The organism is Methylophaga sp. OBS3 (assembly GCF_026319325.1).
Classification (GTDB): Bacteria; Pseudomonadota; Gammaproteobacteria; order Nitrosococcales; family Methylophagaceae; genus Methylophaga.
The window spans coordinates 254890-274010 of record NZ_JAPDMU010000001.1; the positions used below are offsets into that span (position 1 = coordinate 254890).

Annotated in this window: 15 protein-coding genes; 8 read left to right on the forward strand and 7 right to left on the reverse strand. The window is 44.4% G+C overall.

Annotated elements, in window-relative coordinates:
- Positions 1–4 precede the first annotated feature (4 nt).
- The 5 genes from OMP94_RS01275 to greB all read left to right on the forward strand — a co-directional run bounded on the left by OMP94_RS01275 (position 5) and on the right by greB (position 7786).
- A complete protein-coding gene (locus OMP94_RS01275) occupies positions 5–1192 on the forward strand; it encodes an O-succinylhomoserine sulfhydrylase (protein WP_266275121.1) in 1188 nt (395 codons plus the stop codon).
- A 120-nt stretch (positions 1193–1312) separates the two neighbouring features.
- Positions 1313–3049, forward strand: coding sequence for a vWA domain-containing protein (locus tag OMP94_RS01280; protein WP_266275123.1), 1737 nt, complete (start codon positions 1313–1315; stop codon positions 3047–3049).
- On the forward strand, positions 3050–5908 hold the full coding sequence (locus OMP94_RS01285) for a hypothetical protein (protein WP_266275125.1): 2859 nt from the start codon (positions 3050–3052) through the stop codon (positions 5906–5908).
- Positions 5909–5984: 76 nt separating this feature from the next.
- Positions 5985–7319, forward strand: a complete 1335-nt coding sequence (locus OMP94_RS01290; protein WP_266275127.1) for an FAD-dependent oxidoreductase — start codon at positions 5985–5987, stop codon at positions 7317–7319.
- A complete protein-coding gene (gene greB, locus OMP94_RS01295) occupies positions 7319–7786 on the forward strand; it encodes a transcription elongation factor GreB (RefSeq protein ID WP_266275129.1) in 468 nt (155 codons plus the stop codon). Before OMP94_RS01290 ends, greB begins: the two co-directional genes overlap by 1 nt.
- A gap of 5 nt (positions 7787–7791) precedes the next feature.
- On the opposite strand, the gene OMP94_RS01300 is transcribed toward greB, so the two are convergent.
- Positions 7792–8409, reverse strand: coding sequence for a hypothetical protein (locus OMP94_RS01300; RefSeq protein WP_266275131.1), 618 nt, complete (start codon positions 8407–8409; stop codon positions 7792–7794).
- The gene (locus tag OMP94_RS01305; RefSeq protein WP_266275133.1) at positions 8399–8968 is read right to left on the reverse strand and encodes a hypothetical protein; all 570 of its coding nucleotides are present in this window, start codon (positions 8966–8968) and stop codon (positions 8399–8401) included. The genes OMP94_RS01300 and OMP94_RS01305 overlap by 11 nt, the downstream gene beginning before the upstream one ends.
- A gap of 193 nt (positions 8969–9161) precedes the next feature.
- Between OMP94_RS01305 and OMP94_RS01310 the strand changes: the two genes are divergently transcribed.
- The 3 genes from OMP94_RS01310 to OMP94_RS01320 are packed head-to-tail and all read left to right on the forward strand — an operon-like array spanning position 9162 to position 11423.
- Positions 9162–9563, forward strand: coding sequence for a TraR/DksA family transcriptional regulator (locus tag OMP94_RS01310; RefSeq protein ID WP_266275135.1), 402 nt, complete (start codon positions 9162–9164; stop codon positions 9561–9563).
- On the forward strand, positions 9553–10767 hold the full coding sequence (gene zigA / locus OMP94_RS01315) for a zinc metallochaperone GTPase ZigA (protein WP_266275137.1): 1215 nt from the start codon (positions 9553–9555) through the stop codon (positions 10765–10767). Before OMP94_RS01310 ends, zigA begins: the two co-directional genes overlap by 11 nt.
- A complete protein-coding gene (locus OMP94_RS01320) occupies positions 10767–11423 on the forward strand; it encodes a DUF1826 domain-containing protein (RefSeq protein WP_266275139.1) in 657 nt (218 codons plus the stop codon). Before zigA ends, OMP94_RS01320 begins: the two co-directional genes overlap by 1 nt.
- A gap of 58 nt (positions 11424–11481) precedes the next feature.
- Here OMP94_RS01320 and OMP94_RS01325 read toward each other — a convergent pair whose 3' ends face one another.
- The 5 genes from OMP94_RS01325 to OMP94_RS01345 all read right to left on the reverse strand — a co-directional run bounded on the left by OMP94_RS01325 (position 11482) and on the right by OMP94_RS01345 (position 19094).
- Positions 11482–12588 (reverse strand): PQQ-dependent sugar dehydrogenase, encoded by a 1107-nt coding sequence (locus OMP94_RS01325; RefSeq protein ID WP_266275141.1) that lies wholly within the window; start codon positions 12586–12588, stop codon positions 11482–11484.
- Between the two features lie 12 nt (positions 12589–12600).
- The gene (locus OMP94_RS01330; RefSeq protein WP_416240444.1) at positions 12601–14235 is read right to left on the reverse strand and encodes a protein adenylyltransferase SelO; all 1635 of its coding nucleotides are present in this window, start codon (positions 14233–14235) and stop codon (positions 12601–12603) included.
- A gap of 96 nt (positions 14236–14331) precedes the next feature.
- Positions 14332–17085, reverse strand: a complete 2754-nt coding sequence (locus OMP94_RS01335) for a valine--tRNA ligase (RefSeq protein ID WP_266275145.1) — start codon at positions 17083–17085, stop codon at positions 14332–14334.
- Positions 17086–17162: 77 nt separating this feature from the next.
- A complete protein-coding gene (locus OMP94_RS01340; protein ID WP_266275147.1) occupies positions 17163–17597 on the reverse strand; it encodes a DNA polymerase III subunit chi in 435 nt (144 codons plus the stop codon).
- A 6-nt stretch (positions 17598–17603) separates the two neighbouring features.
- Positions 17604–19094, reverse strand: coding sequence for a leucyl aminopeptidase (locus OMP94_RS01345; protein WP_266275149.1), 1491 nt, complete (start codon positions 19092–19094; stop codon positions 17604–17606).
- Positions 19095–19121: the final 27 nt, after the last annotated feature.

Consider the following 19121-nt stretch of genomic DNA (forward strand, 5'->3'; position numbering starts at 1 on the left):
CACCATGACCAATAACTTTTCTGATAAAGGATTTGCTACTCGGGCCGTTCGTGCAGGTCATTTGCGCACGCCTGAAGGTGAGCAATCTGAGCCAATTTTCCCAACTTCTAGCTTTGTGTTTGATAGCGCAGAACAGGCTGCTGCTCGTTTTGGTGGTGATGAAAAAGGCAACATCTATTCTCGATTCACGAACCCTACGGTGCGTACGTTTGAACAACGTTTAGCCGCACTGGAAGGTGGTGAGGCTTGTGTTGCCACAGCTTCTGGCATGTCAGCAATTTTGTCGACGTTTATGGCTTTGCTCGAGTCAGGCGACCATGTGGTGTCTTCTCGCAGCATCTTCGGTACTACCCGAGTGTTGTTTGATAAGTATTTGGGCAAGTTTGGCTTACAAACAGATTATGTTGCATTGACCGATTTGGCCGCTTGGGAAAAGGCAATTAAGCCGAATACCAAAGCGTTGTTTTTAGAAACGCCGTCAAACCCGCTCAACGAAATTGCTGATTTAGTGGCATTGTCTGCCTTGGCGAAAAAACATGACTGTCTCCTGATTGTTGATAATTGTTTTTGTACGCCAGCTTTGCAGCAACCACTGAGCCTAGGCGCTGATATCGTTATTCACTCGGCGACGAAATACATCGACGGTCAAGGCCGTTGTATTGGTGGTGCGGTGGTCGGTGATGCGCAACGTGTTGGTGAGGAAGTATATGGTTTCTTGCGTACTGCTGGACCGACCATGAGCGCTTTCAATGCATGGACATTTTTGAAAGGTCTAGAAACACTAGAGCTTCGGATGAAAGCGCATTCATCGTCGGCATTAGAATTGGCTACTTGGCTAGAGCAGCATCCAAAAGTTAACAAAGTGTTTTACGCAGGTTTAGCAAGCCATCCACAACATGCTTTGGCAGCGAAACAACAGTCTGCCTTTGGTGGCATCATTGCATTTGAAATTGCGGGTGGCCGTGAAGCTGCTTGGAAAGTAGTGAATTCAACACAGTGGATTTCTATCACGGCAAATCTCGGCGACAGTAAAACGACGATTACCCATCCTGCGACAACAACCCATGGCCGTTTAAGTCCAGAGGCAAAAGCTGAAGCGGGTATTAGCGATGGTTTACTGCGTTTGTCTGTTGGACTTGAGACTGTGGCAGATATCAAAGCCGATTTACAACACGGATTGGATTTACTTTAAATTTAGTAAGTAATGTGCTGATAATCGGCACAAAATCTGCATAGACATAGTTCCAACTTAAAGACATGTCAGAAAATTGGCTCAGATTCTGAGCCAGACTTCTGCAAATGGAAAATGACTATGCGGCAAATTTGCATCATTTTTAGCCTGTTAGCAGTGCTTTTACCGTTGTCGGTAAATGCTACAACACCCGACGTTCGTGTGGTGATTGATGTTTCAGGCAGCATGAAACAAAACGATCCACAAAACCTTCGGGCGCCAGGTTTACGCTTGCTTAGCGGTTTATTGCCGCCCGATAGTGCATCGGGTGTCTGGACGTTTGCCTCTCAGGTAAACATGCTCGTGCCATGGCAAAGTGTCGATAATAAATGGCGTGATAATGCAAATAGTCAGTCGGCCAAAATTCACTCGCGTGGCTTATTCACTAATATCGAGCAGGCGTTGAAAGATGCCATTTCGACGGCGCCAGAAAATAGTGATCGCGCGCGTAGTATAATTTTATTATCTGATGGTTTAGTTGATCTAAAAGCTGGTGAACAAGCCAGTAAACAATCACGCCAGCGCATCATTGATCAGTTATTACCCAAACTACAAAAACTTGGTTTTAAGGTGCATACCATCGCCTTATCATCAACTGCCGATCATGCATTGCTAGAACAATTATCTCTCGCAACCAACGGTTGGTATCGCCAAGTAGATACAGCCGATCAGCTTGAGCGTGTGTTTCTGCATTTGTTTGAACAAGCAACGCAACGCGATAACGTTCCCATTAAAGATAATTATTTCAGCATTGATACCAGTGTTGAAGAAATGACAGTGCTGGTTTTCAGAGAACCAGATTCTGCAGCGGCAACGTTAATACAACCCGATCAACAAGTGCTCTCCGAAGCACAGCGTAGTGACCAATTACGCTGGCAGCATGAAAAGCATTATGACTTGATTACCATTGAGAAGCCGATGGCTGGTGACTGGTTTATTGATGCACGTTTAGATCCTGATAATCGCGTGATGGTAGTGACTGATCTTCAGTTGGAAACCAATGAGCTACCGAATAATGTATTGGTTGGTGAGCGTTTTGATATGACGGCAATGCTGACCGAAAATGGTGAGCCAATTAGCAAAGAAAACTTCTTAGCTTTAGTTGAGACTGAGCTCCAGCAGCTAGATCCTGATGGCGAGACTTTAACGAGTGAATTAGCACGAACCGCTGAAGATGCTACCTATCGTGTTGAATTGGGTCAGTTATTTTCCTCTGGTCGTAACGATATTGTGATCACCGCCAAAAGTGCGACTTTTGAGCGCCAACGTCGACAATCAATAAATGTCGTAGCTGTACCTTTAAATATTGAAGTTACGCAACTTACTGAAGCAAATCGTAGCCACCGTTTAAGTGTCACGGCAGATAGTGAATTACTTGATTTAGATAGTTTAGAAATGACGGCACTGTTAACTGCGGCAGATAATAGTGAGTTTTCATTTAATGTCATGCGTCAAGATACCAACCATTGGCAGCTGACACTGGCAGAGTTACAACCAAGTGTTGATTACCAGTTATCACTGCAAGTTCGAGGTTTAACGCCAGCTGGTCGTGATGTGTTTTTACAGCCACAAACACTGACGATAAAAGATTCACAGCAACTGGTTTCGATTGACTCAGATGTTGCAAATATTGCCATTCCTGACGTTATAGAAGAGACCCCTGAGAGTGACTTACCGTCTGAAAAATCGGCTACTGAATGGTTATCACCAAATGTAATTTTAATGATAGGCAATGGCGTAATGTTATTACTGCTATTGGCCGGTATTTTGTGGTGGCGTCGTTATCAGCGACCACCTACCCCCGAGGAGATGTTGTAAATGTCGTTAACAGATCCGGTTTTTGAATGGTTAGCCTTTGAGCTGGCAGGCATATTTGCCTTGTTGTTTGCGTGGACATTAATCCGTTTAGTCCGCAAAAATAAACAGATCCGTGAGGATTCAGCCAAAGCGGTAAAACTTATTAAACAAAAGCGTGAGGGGAGACGCCAGCAACTTGCTGTCATTTTGCAGACGCAATATGGCTTGAATGGTGAGTCGTTAGAAAGTGAGGTTGAGGCCTTACAACAGCGTGAGCGTGAGCTAAATAAAAACCTGCTTAGCCTCTACGTTACCCAAAACGGTAAAACGTTAAGTGCAATGCCTGACCAAATGGAGTCACTGCTAAACGCTGGTCTCGCACTAATGTCACCACAACGTGAGAATGAAGAGCAGCGCCAACAATTACAAACACTAGCCGCAGAAAATGCTGAACTGACAGCGACAGTAAGTCGTTTGCAACAGGCACTTGAAGAACAGGCATTAGCCGCTGAAGTTCCTGTCGATGAGTTTAATGAAGAAACTCAAGAAACAGACGATGAAGTGGAAGTTGTAGAGGAAACGGTTTTTTCTGATGATGTTGTTATTGCGTCAGTTTCAACTAGTGAAGCAGAGCCCGAAAACATTGAAGAATCATCAGTATTTGATGATGAAACATTAATGGAGACTCAGGAAGCAGAGCAACTCTATGCTGATGATGTAAATCAATTGCTTGATGGGTTTGAAATTGAGCTTGCAGATGCTACTCGCAATAGTGATGGCATCAGCAACGAAGCGCCGACAGTTGAAGATATTAACGTTGATATGTCTGAAGACGCTGCGCCTTCTGAGGTAACTGATGTCGAAGCTTTTCAAGATGAATTGAGCGATAACGTCGAAGATAGTGTTGATATTAGCGAATTCTCTGATGAAGTTATGACTGATGAACTTCAGGAGACTGATGAGCCTGTTAGTAAGAGTAAACAAAGTAGCTTGAGTAATTTTGCGAATTCCAACTGGCAGCCTGAAACGCCTGATGTTTATGGTAAGTATGTCCCAGAGCTTGAGCCAGAAATGGTGGTAGAAGCTGAACCTGAAATTACAGAAACCAAACCAAAGGCCAGCCTGAAGCAGTTTATGAATAGTAGTTGGCAGGCAACTACGCCACCTGTTTATGGACTTCATGCATCGATTTCAGAACCGCTTGAAGAAATCGAAGAACTAGATGAATTAGCCGCGGTTACTGAGACAAACCTATTAGATGAAAGCTTAAACGAAGAGCCTGAAGTTCAATCCGCACAGAATGTTGCTGAAGAGTGGGTCGATTTTAATGAGTTTGATCTTGGTGTAAGTGGATCAGACACTGCTGCCGAAGCCGAAGCCGAAGCCGAAGCCGAAGCCGAAGCCGAAGCCGAAGCCGAAGCCGAAGCCGAAGCCGAAGCCGAAGCCGAAGCCAAAGCGGCGATCTTTGATGATGAAGAGCTTATTGCTGAGGAGTCAAAACACGGCGGTCCAACGGGGGTAGAAAAATATATTCAGTCGCGGCTAGAGTCTTCACCTGTTGATGACTCTGATGAAACGAGAGTTGATGACGAATTTACGGTTTCTTTGGCCGATAACCAAAACATTTCTGAAGACGCTGAAGTAGTTAGAAATGAGGCTGAAACTGAAGCCGACAAACTAAGTCGTTTGATGGCGCAGCAGTCGGAAGTTAATGAAGTAGTCGAGCCGGAAGTAGCAGAACCATCAACAAATTCAACAGAAGATCAAGCAATTGAACAGTTGGATGAATTAGCAAGATTGCGTCGTCGACTACGCGAAAAAACGGAAGCGTTAAAAGCGGCTAAACCGATGGTTGTTGAAGAGCCAGAAGTTAGCGTTGACGTTAATCAAAGCGAAGCAACGGATATTGAGCCGCTAAATGAAATTCCCAAAAGCAATATTATTGAAATGGCAGGGTTTAGTTCGATTGCCCAAGATAATGACATTTTGGTTGAGGACTCTGACACAGGCGTATCAGAGGAAGATATTGCCAATGAAATAGATGAGCCTGATGTTGAGGTGAATCAAGAGTGGGATTTATCTTCAAAGCTGCAAGCAGGCGAGGACTTTACGTCTAGTGATGTTGAGCTATCAACAGTTGAGTCCGAAAATGAAATTGAAGAACTGGACTTATCTGCCGAGTTTGAACTGCCTGAAGCGCATGAAGAGCTGACTGCGAATGAATCAGATGTTGAAACGTTAGATTTGTCTTCGGAGTTTGCTTCAATAGAAGATGATTTTGCTGAAGATGATGTTTTATTAGACGTTATTATGGAAGAAGGAGAGGCAGATGCCGCCGAAGCAGCATCACAGTCTTCTGAAGAGAATGAATTAGACATGGATGCCTTAATGGCCTCAGCATCAGAGGTTGATGAAGTTGATACGTTTGAGTCTGATTCAGTGCTTGAAGAACAAGTCAAAGTTGATGACGTTGAAAACAAAACTACATCAAATGATATTGATGATTTTGCTGCAGCACTGGCTGCAGAAGCCGCACAAGCAGAGCAAGAACGTTTAGAAACTGAATCTCAAATTGCTGAATTTGATACTGAGTTGCAGCCGCCATTACCTGAGCAGGATGCGCTCAGTGATTTGATGTCTGAAGTCGGGGATTTACAACGTTTACAACCGGCAACATCAGAGCAAAATGATGACTTGAATGCCGCAGCTGATCTGCCATTACCGGATAACGCTTCGCTTAATAAATTGATGGAAGAGGTTAGAGAGTTACAACAAAACCCTGACTTTAAACCTGTCGAAGAAAAAGGCCAGCAGGACTTGCAGCAGATCTTGTCGCACATTCCACGCTTTGGCGGTAACCGGGATGGTGGCAAAAGCTAATACTGATGTCGTTGATTTTTTAACGCAAACAGCGTCAATTTGGTAAAATTTCCGGCTGACTTCAGCTGGAATTCCTATGACAGATAAGATTCATCAAGTCGCCATTGTCGGTGGTGGTGTTTGTGGCACAGCATTACTTTATATGTTGGCCGAGTATACCGATATCAATGATATTGTTTTGGTCGAGAAGTACGACTCTGTTGCGAAAGTAAATTCGCATAGTCGCAACAATAGTCAAACGATTCATTGTGGTGATATTGAAACTAATTACACACTGGAAAAAGCCAGTAAAGTAAAAGCCGCGGCACAAATGCTGGTGAATTTTGCTAAGCGTTTGCCAGAAGCCGACAAAATCATTTTTAAATATCCAAAAATGGTTTTAGGTGTCGGTGAGACAGAGTGTCGATTGTTGCGTCAGCGTTACCAAAGTTTCCGCGAAGTTTTTCCAGAAATGAAGTTACTGGAAAAAGCCGACATCGGTGCCGTCGAACCTAATGTGGTGATGGCAAATGGCACTATGCGTCCAGAACCTTGTGTTGCCTTAGCGGTTTTAGATGATTACAGCGCGGTGGATTACCAGCAGTTATCACAAGCATTTGTTCGTGAAGCAAAAAAACACACAGATAAAAGCCTGAATGTGGTGCTCAATAATCAGATCGAAGACATCGTTGAGCAAGATGGCGTCTTTACCTTAATCAGCAAAGATAATGTTATTAAGGCGCGTAGCGTCGTTGTCTCAGCTGGTGGCCACAGCTTGTTGTTGGCTCAACAAATGGGCTATGGCTTAGAGTTTTCATGCTTACCTGTTGCCGGTAGCTTTTATTTCACACCGCAAAAACTTAACGGCAAGGTGTATACCGTTCAAAACGATAAACTGCCGTTTGCTGCTGTTCACGGCGATCCGGATGTACTGGTTGAAGGTAAAACCCGTTTTGGGCCTACAGCTTTATTGTTACCGCTACTTGAGCGTTATAACAGCAGCACCTTCTTTGAGTTTTTACGGGTATTGAGGCTTGATAGCCGTGTCTTACGCGTATTTTGGGATCTATTCCGGGTTAAAGATATCCGTAACTACATCTTGAAAAACTTCCTGTTTGAAGTGCCTTTACTACGACGTTGGTTGTTTTTGAAAGATGCTCGCAAAATCGTGCCATCATTGGAATTGAAAGATATCCAATTTGCTAAAGGCTATGGTGGTGTCAGACCGCAATTGATTGATAAAGCTAATGCCAAGCTGATGCTGGGTGAGGCCAAAATCAATCCAGGTACCGGCATTATTTTTAATATGACGCCGTCACCAGGTGGTACGAGCTGTTTGGAAAATGCAGAAAAAGATATGCGTATTGTGGCGACACGCCTGCAAGCGCAGATCAATGAAGCCAAACTGGAAGAAACTCTTCGTAACGTCTAATGGCTAGCTCGCCATATATCACACCAAATGGCATGTTCCTGATGAATCAGGAACTCAGCCAGCGCTGGCAACGCCGTAGAGAGGTTGTTCAAGCCTTAGCGGCGGCTGCGGCTGAGGGCGATCGCAGCGAAAACGCTGAATATATTTATCGCAAAAAAGAGTTGCGAGAACTTGACCGGCGTATTCGTTATTTGCAAAAGCGCATTCCGGATTTAAAAGTTGTTCACGATATCCCAGATAATCCCGATAAGATTTTCTTTGCCGCTTACGTGACCCTGGAAACAGAGAGTGGCGATGAAGTTGAGTATCGTATTGTCGGGCCAGATGAAATTGATCATGAAAAAGGCAATATCAGTGTTGATTCACCTTTAGCGAGAGCCTTGTTAGCAAAAACCGTCGATGATGAAGTCGTGATTCATATTGCCGATGGTCGTAAGCAATACTTTGTTGTCTCTATTCGCTACTAAGCAAATCAATATAGGCTTGCAATAACATCAAGCTTTTCCGCTTCAGGAAATTGCATTAAAGATACTGTAACGTCATCTGCACTAACGTTTAGGGCAGCTATAGTTTCAGTGAGTTCATTAATAACTTCAATGTGTTTTACGGTATTAAATTCGTTACGAATATAGTGCAAGGTACCGATATAAATCACCCCCGCATCTTTCGGGACATCGAAGTAAAAACCTCCCGGAAACCATAAACGTTCTTGCTTTAGCGCATCTAAGAACATGAAGCCGCCATTTAACCATGTAGTGCGCTTATCAAGCTCTACCATAAATGGCTGGCCCCACTGGACTTCAATCGTTTGTTGCCAATCTGATCCACCTAATTGGGCGCTAGCCGGTTGGTTGTTAGGCCCCGTTGCCATAAAAACGGTATTAATAATTCGCTCATCACCAACCACGTTCCAATGTGTTTGTTGCTCAATGTCAGTTAAAACCGATGGTGTTAAAACAAAGCGTCCAATGACCACAACTTTATTTGGTGATGATACTTGGCCTTTTGTGGTGTGTTGAACCATTTTTGGCATGCCACAACCGGCAATAAATAGCGCGGTTACAAGCACACATAAAATTTTAAATTTCATGGGCGCGAATCGCGGCGCGAAGGCGGGCTTCAATCTCTGGTTTATCAGCAGCATCTGGCAACATCGCTTTCAGCATGTCGTATTCAGATGGACCATTCTCAACAGGATAAATATCAAATTGGTCTTGTTCGAATAAGCCCGTGTCGACTTCGACTAGTTTATAAGCACCTAGGTTATACACACCAGGTTCGGTTGCACGGACACGACCAATATCATCACCTTGTTTACCAAAGTCATAGTTGTAAATGGTGTTGCCACACAGACCGATACATTTTCTGCCGGTCGCACTACTTAACCCAAACGAACCATTTGGAAATGCGAAAGAGTAATAAAGAAAGCCGCCTTGGAATTCGACAACTTTAACATTGAAATAGGGTAGATCAGTTTTGGGTAGATATTGATAAATAGTGACGTTATGTAACTCATTGGCATCTACATCGCTGATATCAAGCCAGCCATAAATTGCTGATCTATCTGCGAAATTGGTAACACGCTCACCACCTGGTGTGACGCATGCAGAACTGAGAAGGGCGAAAAAAGAGATGGCTAACCATTTCATGGGAATGTGCAGTCCTTTGTCTGAGTTTTTAAAAATAGTATGGCGTATATGAAAAGGCATTCCAATTCATTATTGGATTTTTATATGACTATTTAATTAATAATGATATGTTGTATCATATCTAGTGTTGAGGTTGAAAAAGACACGCACCAAATTATAAGGCAGGTAATGATGAATAAAAGTGATGTACCAAATGGATGAAGAAACCATTTTGCAGGCATCCGAAGCGGATTACATGAATGCTGAGCAATTAACTTTTTTTGATTTGCGGCTTCGCAAGCTTCGCGAACAAACCCTGCGAGAAATCGAAAACATCAAACAAGAAATTGGCCATGGCAATCAAGTCAGTGATGTGAGTGATAGGGCAACACTTGAAGAGGAAGCGATGTTGGTGCTGCGAATTGCTGATCGTAAGCAGCATCTCATCCGAAAAATTGATGCGGCAAGACAACGTATTCGATCTCATGAATACGGCTACTGCTTAGAAAGTGGCGAGCCTATCGGTATTGCCCGATTGTTAATTCGGCCGACGGCAGAGTACTGCACAGAAATTAAAACGATAAATGAACAACGAGAGGGCTCATATGAAGATTAATCCAAGCGCACGTTTACCGGTGACAGTTTTGTCTGGATTTTTAGGCGCTGGCAAAACGACGGTACTGAATCATATTTTGAATAATCGTGAAAATCGTAAAGTCGCTGTTATCGTCAATGACATGAGCGAAATCAATATTGATGCCCGCCAAGTGAATCAAGATGTTCAACTCAATCGCTCAGAAGAAAAACTTGTAGAAATGAGTAATGGTTGTATCTGCTGCACATTACGCGAGGATTTATTGGTAGAGGTGAGGGCGTTAGCCGATGCTGGACGTTTTGATTATCTGGTCATTGAATCTACTGGTATTTCAGAGCCATTACCGGTGGCTGAAACATTTACTTTTGCAGATGAAGGTGGTGTGAGCTTATCGGATGTCGCAAGTCTAGACACCATGGTAACGGTGGTTGATGCGGTGAACTTTTTACAAGATTTCCGTCTGGCAAAACCTTTGCAGGAAACAGGAGAAAGTCTTGGTGAAGTTGATGAACGCAGTATTGCAGATCTGTTGGTTGAGCAAGTTGAGTTCTGTGATGTCATTTTGGTGAGTAAAACCGATCTGTGTTCGACAGCAGATTTGCAGGAATTAACGGCTATCTTAAAAAGCCTCAATACCGATGCTGAAATCATCGCGATTGAGCAGGGTAATGTGCCGTTAGATAAGGTTCTAGGCACAGGAAAATTTAACTTTGAAAAAGCAGAGCAGGCGCCCGGTTGGTTAAAAGAGTTACGCGGTGAGCATATACCCGAGACCGAAGAATATGGCATCAGTAGCTTTAGTTATGTGGCACGTCGACCTTTTCACCCGAAAAAGTTTTACGACTTTCTGCATCAGGACTGGCAGACCGGCAAGCTTATTCGCTCGAAAGGTTATTTCTGGCTAGCCAGCAGACCTCAGTTTGCAGGTAGCTGGAGTCAGGCGGGTGGTATTGCGCGTTATAGTTTTGCAGGCATGTTTTGGAAAGCCGTACCTGAAACGCGCTGGCCAGATGATGAGGCCTCGCGTGAAGTTATTATGGAAAATTGGGTAGAACCTTTCGGGGATATGCGCCAGGAATTAGTGTTTATTGGGCAAGGGTTGGATGAGGCGGCTGTAACTTCAGCATTAGATGAATGCCTGCTAGATGATGAGTTGTTATTGGCTGGTAAGGACGTATGGCAAACCTTGCCAGATCCTTTTCCGGCTTGGCGTGAGTCAGATTAATGTCGGCGTTACTAAAATCAGCAGCGCCGATGAGCGCTGGCAGTTTGTTCGGTAAAACGCCAGGCGTTTTGGCCGATATTTATCGATCAGACATTAATTTAGTGTGTTGGCAACGGGGTGTGACTGAAGATTGGCACTCAGATCTGCATACGCTGATGAGCCGAACGGCACTATCGATAAGGCAAGTGGTTGATATTGATGACGCGACAAACACATTGGTTGACTTATTAAATCTTGATAAAGAGAGTGCGTTAATAAACGACTTCCAACAACTTATCAGCATGTTTGCCGATTTGTTTATGCTCAACCGGATTGGTGTACGTTTAGAGAAAATTGATAAGACGATGTGTCCAAGATTTCATACTGACCGATTAATTTGTCGGCTGGTCACAACCTATCTGGGTAATGGTACCCAGTGGTTGGAAAATAGTTATGTAGACCGCACAAAACTGGGTGCCGGTGCACAAGGTTTACCTGATGAGCACTCGGGTATTTATCAGTCTGTTAAGGATATTAATTCAGCGGTTGCGGGTGATGTGTTGTTATTAAAAGGGGATGGTTGGCCTAAAGCCGAAAACGCAGGGGTTATTCATCGCTCACCACCTGCAGAGTCAGACACGCCTAGACTTTTGCTAACGTTGGATTTTGCGGACTAGTGTTGCAAACCTTAACAGAAGAAAGGTGGGCAACAATTTGCCCACCTAAATTACTGGCTTATTTTGCTGGTGCGATTTGTTTGATGTCACCATTATCTGTTGCGATATAAATAAAGCCGTTTGGCCCTTCAATCACATTACGAATTCGTTCTTCGTTATCTTCAAAATAACGGTGCTCAGCGACGGGTGTATTTCCATCCATTTCAATATGGTTCAGATGCTGTAACACCATAGCACCTGTTAGTAAGTCACCTTGTAGGTCTGGAAACGCGTCTCCTTTGTATTGCACTAAGCCACTGGGGGCAATCGATGGGACATAAACTTTGACGGCATCTTCCATGCCTGACAGTTGCTTTTCACCAATAGATACTGGGCCCCAGTATTCTTTGCCCAAAGAGACTTCTGGCCAGCCGTAGTTTTTACCCGCCTTAATGAGGTTTAATTCATCACCACCACGTGGGCCATGTTCGATTTCCCATAACGTATCTGTGTCACGGTCGTAAAACATACCTTGCGGGTTTCGATGACCATAACTCCAGATCTCTGGATGGGCATTTTTACGTTTCACAAATGGGTTATCTTCAGGAACAGTACCATCCAAATTTAGACGTAAAACTTTGCCATTGTGACGTGATAGATCTTGAGCACCTTCACGTACACCGCGATCGCCAACTCCAAAAAATACATGACCATCATTATCAAATACGATGCGGCTACCAAAATGGCGGCCTGTATCTGTACGAGAGTCTGTGACAAACACGTCTGTCCATTCAGTTAAGCTGTCACCATCAAGTTTGGCTTTCGCTAATGTGGTCGCACCTTGACCATCGACATTTTTACTGTAGGTAAAATAAATCCAGCCGCTTTCAGCAAAGTCGGGAGCGGTTGCGACATCTAAGAAGCCAGCCTGACCACTGGTGAAAATATCTTCTGGCAAGCCTTTAATAGCTGTTTTTTTTCCATCGTTTAAATTAACGCGGTTTAAGCTGCCAGCTTTACTGGTGACCAAAAATTGATTGTCACTAATAAACGCCATACCCCATGGCGTACCTAAACCTTCGGCAACGGTCGTTACAGAAATTTCTGCTGTATCGAGTGGGGCGGCTTGAACTGCTCCAATGAGTGAAGTTAGACCTAATGCCAACAAACTCAAACGTTTTTTCATTCTAAACTCCTGTTAGGAACTACAAGACAACATTGAGCAGCCAGGCTTTTGTCTCGCCCAGTCCGGACGTTTGCCAGCATACTCATCGTATTCGGGTTGTTCGTCGTAAGGGTGTCGCATGATTTCAAGTAACTTTATGACTTCACTAAAGTCGCCCGCTTCTGCTTTATCAATCGCTTGTTGCGCTAAGTAATTACGCAATATGAATTTAGGATTAACCTGATTCATGGCGGCTTTGCGATCTTTGTCTTTAGTACCATCTTGCTGGACGCGTGTTTGGTAGTGTTTTAGCCAAGCAACAATGTCGTCTTTGTCAGCTTTACTGAGGCTCTCTGGTGCATAAAAAGCTTCATCGAAAATCGACAATAATTCCGTATCGTTTATGGCGGTATCAGGCTCGCAAGGTACATCAGCCAGACGACGATAAAAAATGGTCATATCGGTTTCAGTCAACATCAAGATCTTTTGCAGTTCTTGATTCAGCGGTTGATCTGTTTCTTCAATAAATTGCTTTAACCCCAGCTTATCAGCACGCATTTGTTGCCAATGTTGGTTATAAAAATCGACAAAATCATTGAGTACTTGGCGAAGTGGTTCGGCATCTTCAATAAGCGGATAAAGCGCATTACCAAGCTGCAATAAATTCCACTGGGCAATTTGCGCTTGATGGCCAAAACGATAGCGTTTGCCTCCGGCATCGGTGGTATTTGGGGTCCAGTCGGGATCGTAATTATCAATCCAACCATAGGGTCCGTAATCAATCGTTAAGCCGAGGATGGAGGTGTTATCAGTGTTGAGTACGCCATGCACAAAGCCAACTCGCATCCAGTGAACGACAAGTTTGGCGGTGCGTTCACTGATTTCTTTAAACCATTTCAGGTAGGTTTCGGTTGATGGCTCACCCAAGTGGGCAAAATGATGACGAATCGTGTAGTTAATGAGGTGTCTTAAATTATCGAGTTCACCACGCGAGGCAAATAATTCGTAGTTACCAATTCGCAAAAATGAGGGGGCTACACGGCACACCACGGCGCCGGGTTCGGCTTTTGGGCGGCCATCATAAAACATGTCACGAATCACATCTTCACCCGTCCCCACCAAACTTAATGCTCGGGTGGTCGGAACACCAAGATGAAACATTGCTTCGCTGCATAAAAACTCACGAACCGAAGAGCGTAAAACGGCAAGGCCATCAGCACTTCGTGAATAGGGTGTTTCTCCGGCACCTTTGAGCTGTAGCATTTGCAACTCGCCATGGCGATCTTCAACTTCCCCAAGGTTAATGGCGCGTCCATCGCCAAGTTGACCTGCCCAGTTACCAAACTGATGACCGCCATAACACATGGCGTGGGGCTGCATGCCGTCGATTAATGCATTACCGACAAAGACGTTGGTAAATTCCAGTGATTCACAATCATGAGGACTGAGACCAATGTCTGCTGCGACTTCGGGAGAATAAGCAATTAAATAGGGGGCTGTAACAGGCGTCGGCTTAACAAAACTATAGCAGGCACCTAAAACCTGTCGACGATGGTTGTCGAGGTCAGGATCAGCAGGAAGTTCGGAAACAAAGCGATCGTGAATGTGTAAATTCAGTAAGGCTTCGCCACGCGTGTCATTTGGGTTGATGTCTGTTGGTGTATTCATGTCAGCCATTACAACAAAATGCTGCCGGCATTAACACCGGCAGATTGTATTGTTATTGACTAACGCGGTTGCGGAAGGTTTCGCGAAATCGTGAATTTACGCTAACGCCTGACGTTGACTGGTTAATTGGTTCAATGCTTGTTCCATTTCAGCCAGTTTTTCACGCTCTTTCGCGACAACATCAGCAGGGGCCTTGGCAACATAATTTTCGTTACTCAACTTGCCACTTGATTGCTTGATGATTTTGTCTAGCTTAGCAATTTCTTTGTCTAGTCGCGCAACTTCGGCTTCTTTATCAATCAGGCCTTCTAATGGAATCAGAATTTCCATTTTACCGACCAGTGCAGTTGCTGCCGCTGGTGCTTCGCCCACTAATAATTCAACAGACTCAAGGTTTGCCAATTTACTTATAAAGTCACGGTTTTGCTGTAAACGTTGCTGATCAATGTCAGCAGCGTCTTTGAGTAATACGGGCAGTTCTTTTTTCGGCGAAATGTTCATTTGTGAACGAATTGAACGGATACCGGTGATGAATTGCATCACCCATTCCATTTCAGCAACGGCTTCAGAGTCAATCTTGGTTTCATCTGCAACCGGGTAAGCTGCATTGATAATGGTTTCGCCATCTTTACCAGCTAATGGTGCAATGGTTTGCCAGATTTCTTCTGTTATAAATGGCATAAAGGGATGCGCCATACGCAAAGTCGCTTCTAAAACGCGAACCAAGGTGCGACGCGTACCACGTTTGGCTGCATCACTTGCAGTATCACTATTCAGAACCGGTTTCGACAGTTCTAAATACCAATCACAGTAGTTATCCCAAACAAACTCATAAATCGCCTGCGCTGCTAAGTCAAAGCGATAGCTATCAATAGCTTTGGTGACGGTTTGCTCAGTTTGTTGCAAGAGCGAAATGATCCAACGATCAGCTAAGCTCAACTCAACATCTGCATTAGTAACACCAGTGTCTTGACCTTCGGTATTCATCAAGACATAACGTGCTGCGTTCCAGATCTTGTTACAGAAATTTCGGTAACCGGCGATACGGTTCATATCAAAATTAATGTCACGACCTGTTGTTGCCAGTGAAGCAAAAGTGAAGCGTAGCGCATCCGTACCGTGCGGTGCGATACCTTCTGGGAATTCTTTACGGGTCGCTTTTTCGATTTTGGCCGCCAGTTGTGGCTGCATCATGCCGCTAGTACGTTTGGTAACCAATGTTTCCAAATCAATACCATCAATAATGTCGATAGGGTCGAGTACGTTACCTTTCGACTTCGACATTTTCTGACCATGCGCATCACGAACCAGACCGTGAATATAAACTTCTTTAAATGGCACATCACCAAGGAAGTGAATACCCATCATCATCATGCGGGCAACCCAGAAGAAGATGATGTCAAAACCCGTCACCAGCACACTACCCGGATACCATGTTTTTAGCGCCGCATCATCAGCTGGCCAGCCTAATGTTGAGAATGGCCAAAGTGCTGAAGAGAACCAGGTATCCAAGACATCTTCATCTTGCGTAATAACCACATCATCAGCCAATTGGTGTTTTTGACGAATAGAGGCTTCGTCTTCACCAACATAAATATTGCCGTCGGCGTCATACCAGGCTGGAATACGGTGTCCCCACCAGATTTGGCGAGAGATACACCAATCTTGAATACCGTCCATCCAGTTATAGAAGGTTTTATCCCAATTACCAGGAACAAATTTCACCTTGCCAGATTGAACAGCTTCCACCGCTGGCGCAGCCAAAACATCCGCTTTGACATACCATTGGTCGGTTAATAATGGCTCGATAACAGCGCCACTACGATCACCACGTGGCACCATTAATTTATGATCTTTAATGCCGTCTAACAGACCTAGTGCTTCTAAATCAGCAACGATTTGTTTACGCGCTTCATATCGATCCAAGCCCTGATATTTTTCAGGTGCATTGTCGTTAATTGCTGCATCAATTGTGAGAATGTTGATAACTGGTAAATCGTGACGTTTACCCATTTCAGCATCGTTAAAATCATGTGCTGGTGTAATTTTGACGCAACCGGTACCGAATTCGAGATCGACATAATCATCAGCAATGATCGGAATTTCGCGACCAACCAGTGGCAGGGTAATGGTTTTACCGATCAGGTTTTGATAACGGGCATCATCAGGGTGAACTGCAACAGCCGTATCACCTAGCATGGTTTCTGGACGAGTTGTCGCAACAACAAGGTGACCACTGCCATCAGTTAAGGGATAACGGAAATGCCAAAGATGACCGTTTTCTTCTTCTGATAAAACTTCCAGATCAGATACAGCTGTATGTAAAACCGGATCCCAGTTAACCAGACGTTTACCACGGTAAATCAAGCCCTCGTCATAAAGCTGAATAAAGACTTTTTGCACGGCAGCAGATAAATCTTCATCCATGGTAAAGCGGTTACGTGACCAGTCTAGTGATGAACCAAGACGACGTAATTGGCGAGTGATGTTACCGCCAGATTCTTCTTTCCATTCCCAAATGCGATCGATAAATTTTTCACGACCCAAGTCATGGCGCGTTTGGTTATTGGCATTTAGCTGACGCTCGACCACCATTTGCGTTGCAATACCCGCATGATCGGTACCTGGTTGCCAAAGCGTGTTATCGCCTTTCATGCGGTGATAACGGGTCAACAAATCCATGATGGTATTGTTAAAACCATGACCCATGTGCAGGCTGCCAGTGACGTTGGGTGGTGGCAACATGATGGCGTAAGGTGAGCCTTCGCCTGAAGGTTTAAATTCGCCACGTTGTTCCCAGAATTGGTACCAACGTTGTTCAATGGCTTCGGGGGTGTAGGTTTTATCCATGGATGATTTGTCGTGTTATTGGCAAAGAAAAGCGGGCATTATACCCGCTTGCGATGGTGCCGGTCATGGTCGCTGTATCAAAGCGTGTGGGTTTCTAGTTGATAACCCCGATCTTGATAAAACTTATAGCGCTGTCGACCGTGTTGTTTGATGTTTTCATTGTCATCAATAATTTCTGCCAGACGTTCAAACTGACTGAAAAATAAAGGCTGCTGAGGATGTAAGTTAATTAAAACATCCATTAGTCTTGGCGGTGCTTTAGCACCATGACTGATTAAGATTGGCGCATTGATATTGTTGGCATCTGCCGACTCAATAACTTGATGTGGCACAAAACTATCCGCACGAAAAGCCCACAAGGCTTTATCCATCTCTGCTGATTGTTCAGCATTTTCGGTATAAATAAAAACCTGATGACCTTGTTGCCAAGCTTTTTCCGCGAGCCGACAGGCAAATTGCTGTCGGCTTTGCGGATCTTGCGATTTGAGCAGGTAAAAGCTAACTCGTGTCATACGAGTTTATTCACCTAAACGGTTTAACAGATATTGCATCAGCAGGGTGACAGGGCGGCCTGTTGCACCTTTATCTTTGCCACCACTGTTCCAAGCCGTACCCGCGATATCCAAATGTGCCCATTTGAATTTTTCGGTAAAGCGCGCCAAGAAACAGGCTGCCGTGACACTGCCAGCTTCTTTACCACCAATGTTGGCGATGTCAGCGAAGTTGCTGTCCAATTGTTTTTGATAGTCATCCCAAATCGGTAACTGCCAAACACGGTCAAAACTGTCATTACCAGCTTTAATTAAGTCATCAGCTAGATCTTGGTTATTGGCCATTAAACCGCTCGCTTTGCTACCTAAAGCAACAATAATTGCGCCCGTTAGGGTAGCGATATCGATAACTGTATCTGGATCAAAACGCTCGCTGTAAGTCAGTGCATCACACAGGATCAGACGACCTTCAGCATCGGTATTTAAAATCTCAATGGTTTTACCTGACATGCTGGTTACAACGTCACCCGGTTTGTTGGCATCACCGTCTGGGAGGTTTTCAGAGCTTGGAACAACACCAATCAGGTTAATTGGCAGTTTCAATTCTGCAACGGCTTGTAACGTACCTAAAACACTGGCTGAACCACACATGTCGTATTTCATTTCATCCATGCCTGGTGCAGGTTTCAAAGAAATACCACCGGCATCAAATGTTAGACCTTTACCGACCAGAACAACGGGTTTGCTGTCACCGCCACCACCGTAATTCATCGTGATGAGTTTTGCCGGCTGACGACTGCCGCGGGAAACCGATAATAACGACCCCATACCCAACTCAGCCATATCTGCTTCTTCGAGCACATCGACTTTAATTGAAGGATATTGCTGACCAATTTTGATAGCTTGATCGGCAAGGTAGGTTGGGGTGCAAATGTTACCTGGCAGGTTGCCTAACTCACGAGCTAGGTTCATACCATGACCTGTCGCAGCACCAGTTTTAGCGGCTTTTTTATACGCCGATAAGTTAGCGTCGGTTGCCAAAAAGCCGAGTTTTTCTAGTGGTTTGTCAGTTGGGGTAAATTTACTCTTGGTTTGGCTGTATTGGTAAAGCGCCAACTCTGTATTCATTGCTGTTTGACGAATATTCCAAATGTCATCACGGTTGTTAACCGGAATTTCTGCAAGACAACTAATTGCTGATTGCGCCGCGGACTCATTCAGCCATTTTGCCATCGCTGTTGATGCGCTATTAAAGTCGTTTTCAGTGGTTTTACCTTGTTTACCACCACCAACTAACAAGACACGAGGGCTATTGATACCAGATAAGTCTTGTAGCAGTAACAGTTGACCGGCTTTACCAGCAATGTCGCCACGATCAAAACAACGCTTTAATGCGCCTTGGCTGGCTTTATCAAGGTTTTCGGCTGAAGGGCTTAATTGACCATCCTCAAAAACGGCAACGGCAATACAGTCGGTTGCTTGCGCTGATAAAACGTCGCTGCTTACAAAATACTGCATGAATTTCTCCTGTAGGTGTAGATGGTT

What these genes read in the sequence shown, in the direction of transcription:
- OMP94_RS01275 (WP_266275121.1), top strand. Translation starts at nt 5, where the DNA reads ATGACCAATAACTTTTCTGATAAAGGATTTGCTACTCGGGCCGTTCGT.
- OMP94_RS01280 (WP_266275123.1), top strand. Translation starts at nt 1,313, where the DNA reads ATGCGGCAAATTTGCATCATTTTTAGCCTGTTAGCAGTGCTTTTACCG.
- OMP94_RS01285 (WP_266275125.1), top strand. Translation starts at nt 3,050, where the DNA reads ATGTCGTTAACAGATCCGGTTTTTGAATGGTTAGCCTTTGAGCTGGCA.
- OMP94_RS01290 (WP_266275127.1), top strand. Translation starts at nt 5,985, where the DNA reads ATGACAGATAAGATTCATCAAGTCGCCATTGTCGGTGGTGGTGTTTGT.
- greB (WP_266275129.1), top strand. Translation starts at nt 7,319, where the DNA reads ATGGCTAGCTCGCCATATATCACACCAAATGGCATGTTCCTGATGAAT.
- OMP94_RS01300 (WP_266275131.1), bottom strand. Translation starts at nt 8,409, where the DNA reads ATGAAATTTAAAATTTTATGTGTGCTTGTAACCGCGCTATTTATTGCC.
- OMP94_RS01305 (WP_266275133.1), bottom strand. Translation starts at nt 8,968, where the DNA reads ATGAAATGGTTAGCCATCTCTTTTTTCGCCCTTCTCAGTTCTGCATGC.
- OMP94_RS01310 (WP_266275135.1), top strand. Translation starts at nt 9,162, where the DNA reads ATGGATGAAGAAACCATTTTGCAGGCATCCGAAGCGGATTACATGAAT.
- zigA (WP_266275137.1), top strand. Translation starts at nt 9,553, where the DNA reads ATGAAGATTAATCCAAGCGCACGTTTACCGGTGACAGTTTTGTCTGGA.
- OMP94_RS01320 (WP_266275139.1), top strand. Translation starts at nt 10,767, where the DNA reads ATGTCGGCGTTACTAAAATCAGCAGCGCCGATGAGCGCTGGCAGTTTG.
- OMP94_RS01325 (WP_266275141.1), bottom strand. Translation starts at nt 12,588, where the DNA reads ATGAAAAAACGTTTGAGTTTGTTGGCATTAGGTCTAACTTCACTCATT.
- OMP94_RS01330 (WP_416240444.1), bottom strand. Translation starts at nt 14,235, where the DNA reads ATGAATACACCAACAGACATCAACCCAAATGACACGCGTGGCGAAGCC.
- OMP94_RS01335 (WP_266275145.1), bottom strand. Translation starts at nt 17,085, where the DNA reads ATGGATAAAACCTACACCCCCGAAGCCATTGAACAACGTTGGTACCAA.
- OMP94_RS01340 (WP_266275147.1), bottom strand. Translation starts at nt 17,597, where the DNA reads ATGACACGAGTTAGCTTTTACCTGCTCAAATCGCAAGATCCGCAAAGC.
- OMP94_RS01345 (WP_266275149.1), bottom strand. Translation starts at nt 19,094, where the DNA reads ATGCAGTATTTTGTAAGCAGCGACGTTTTATCAGCGCAAGCAACCGAC.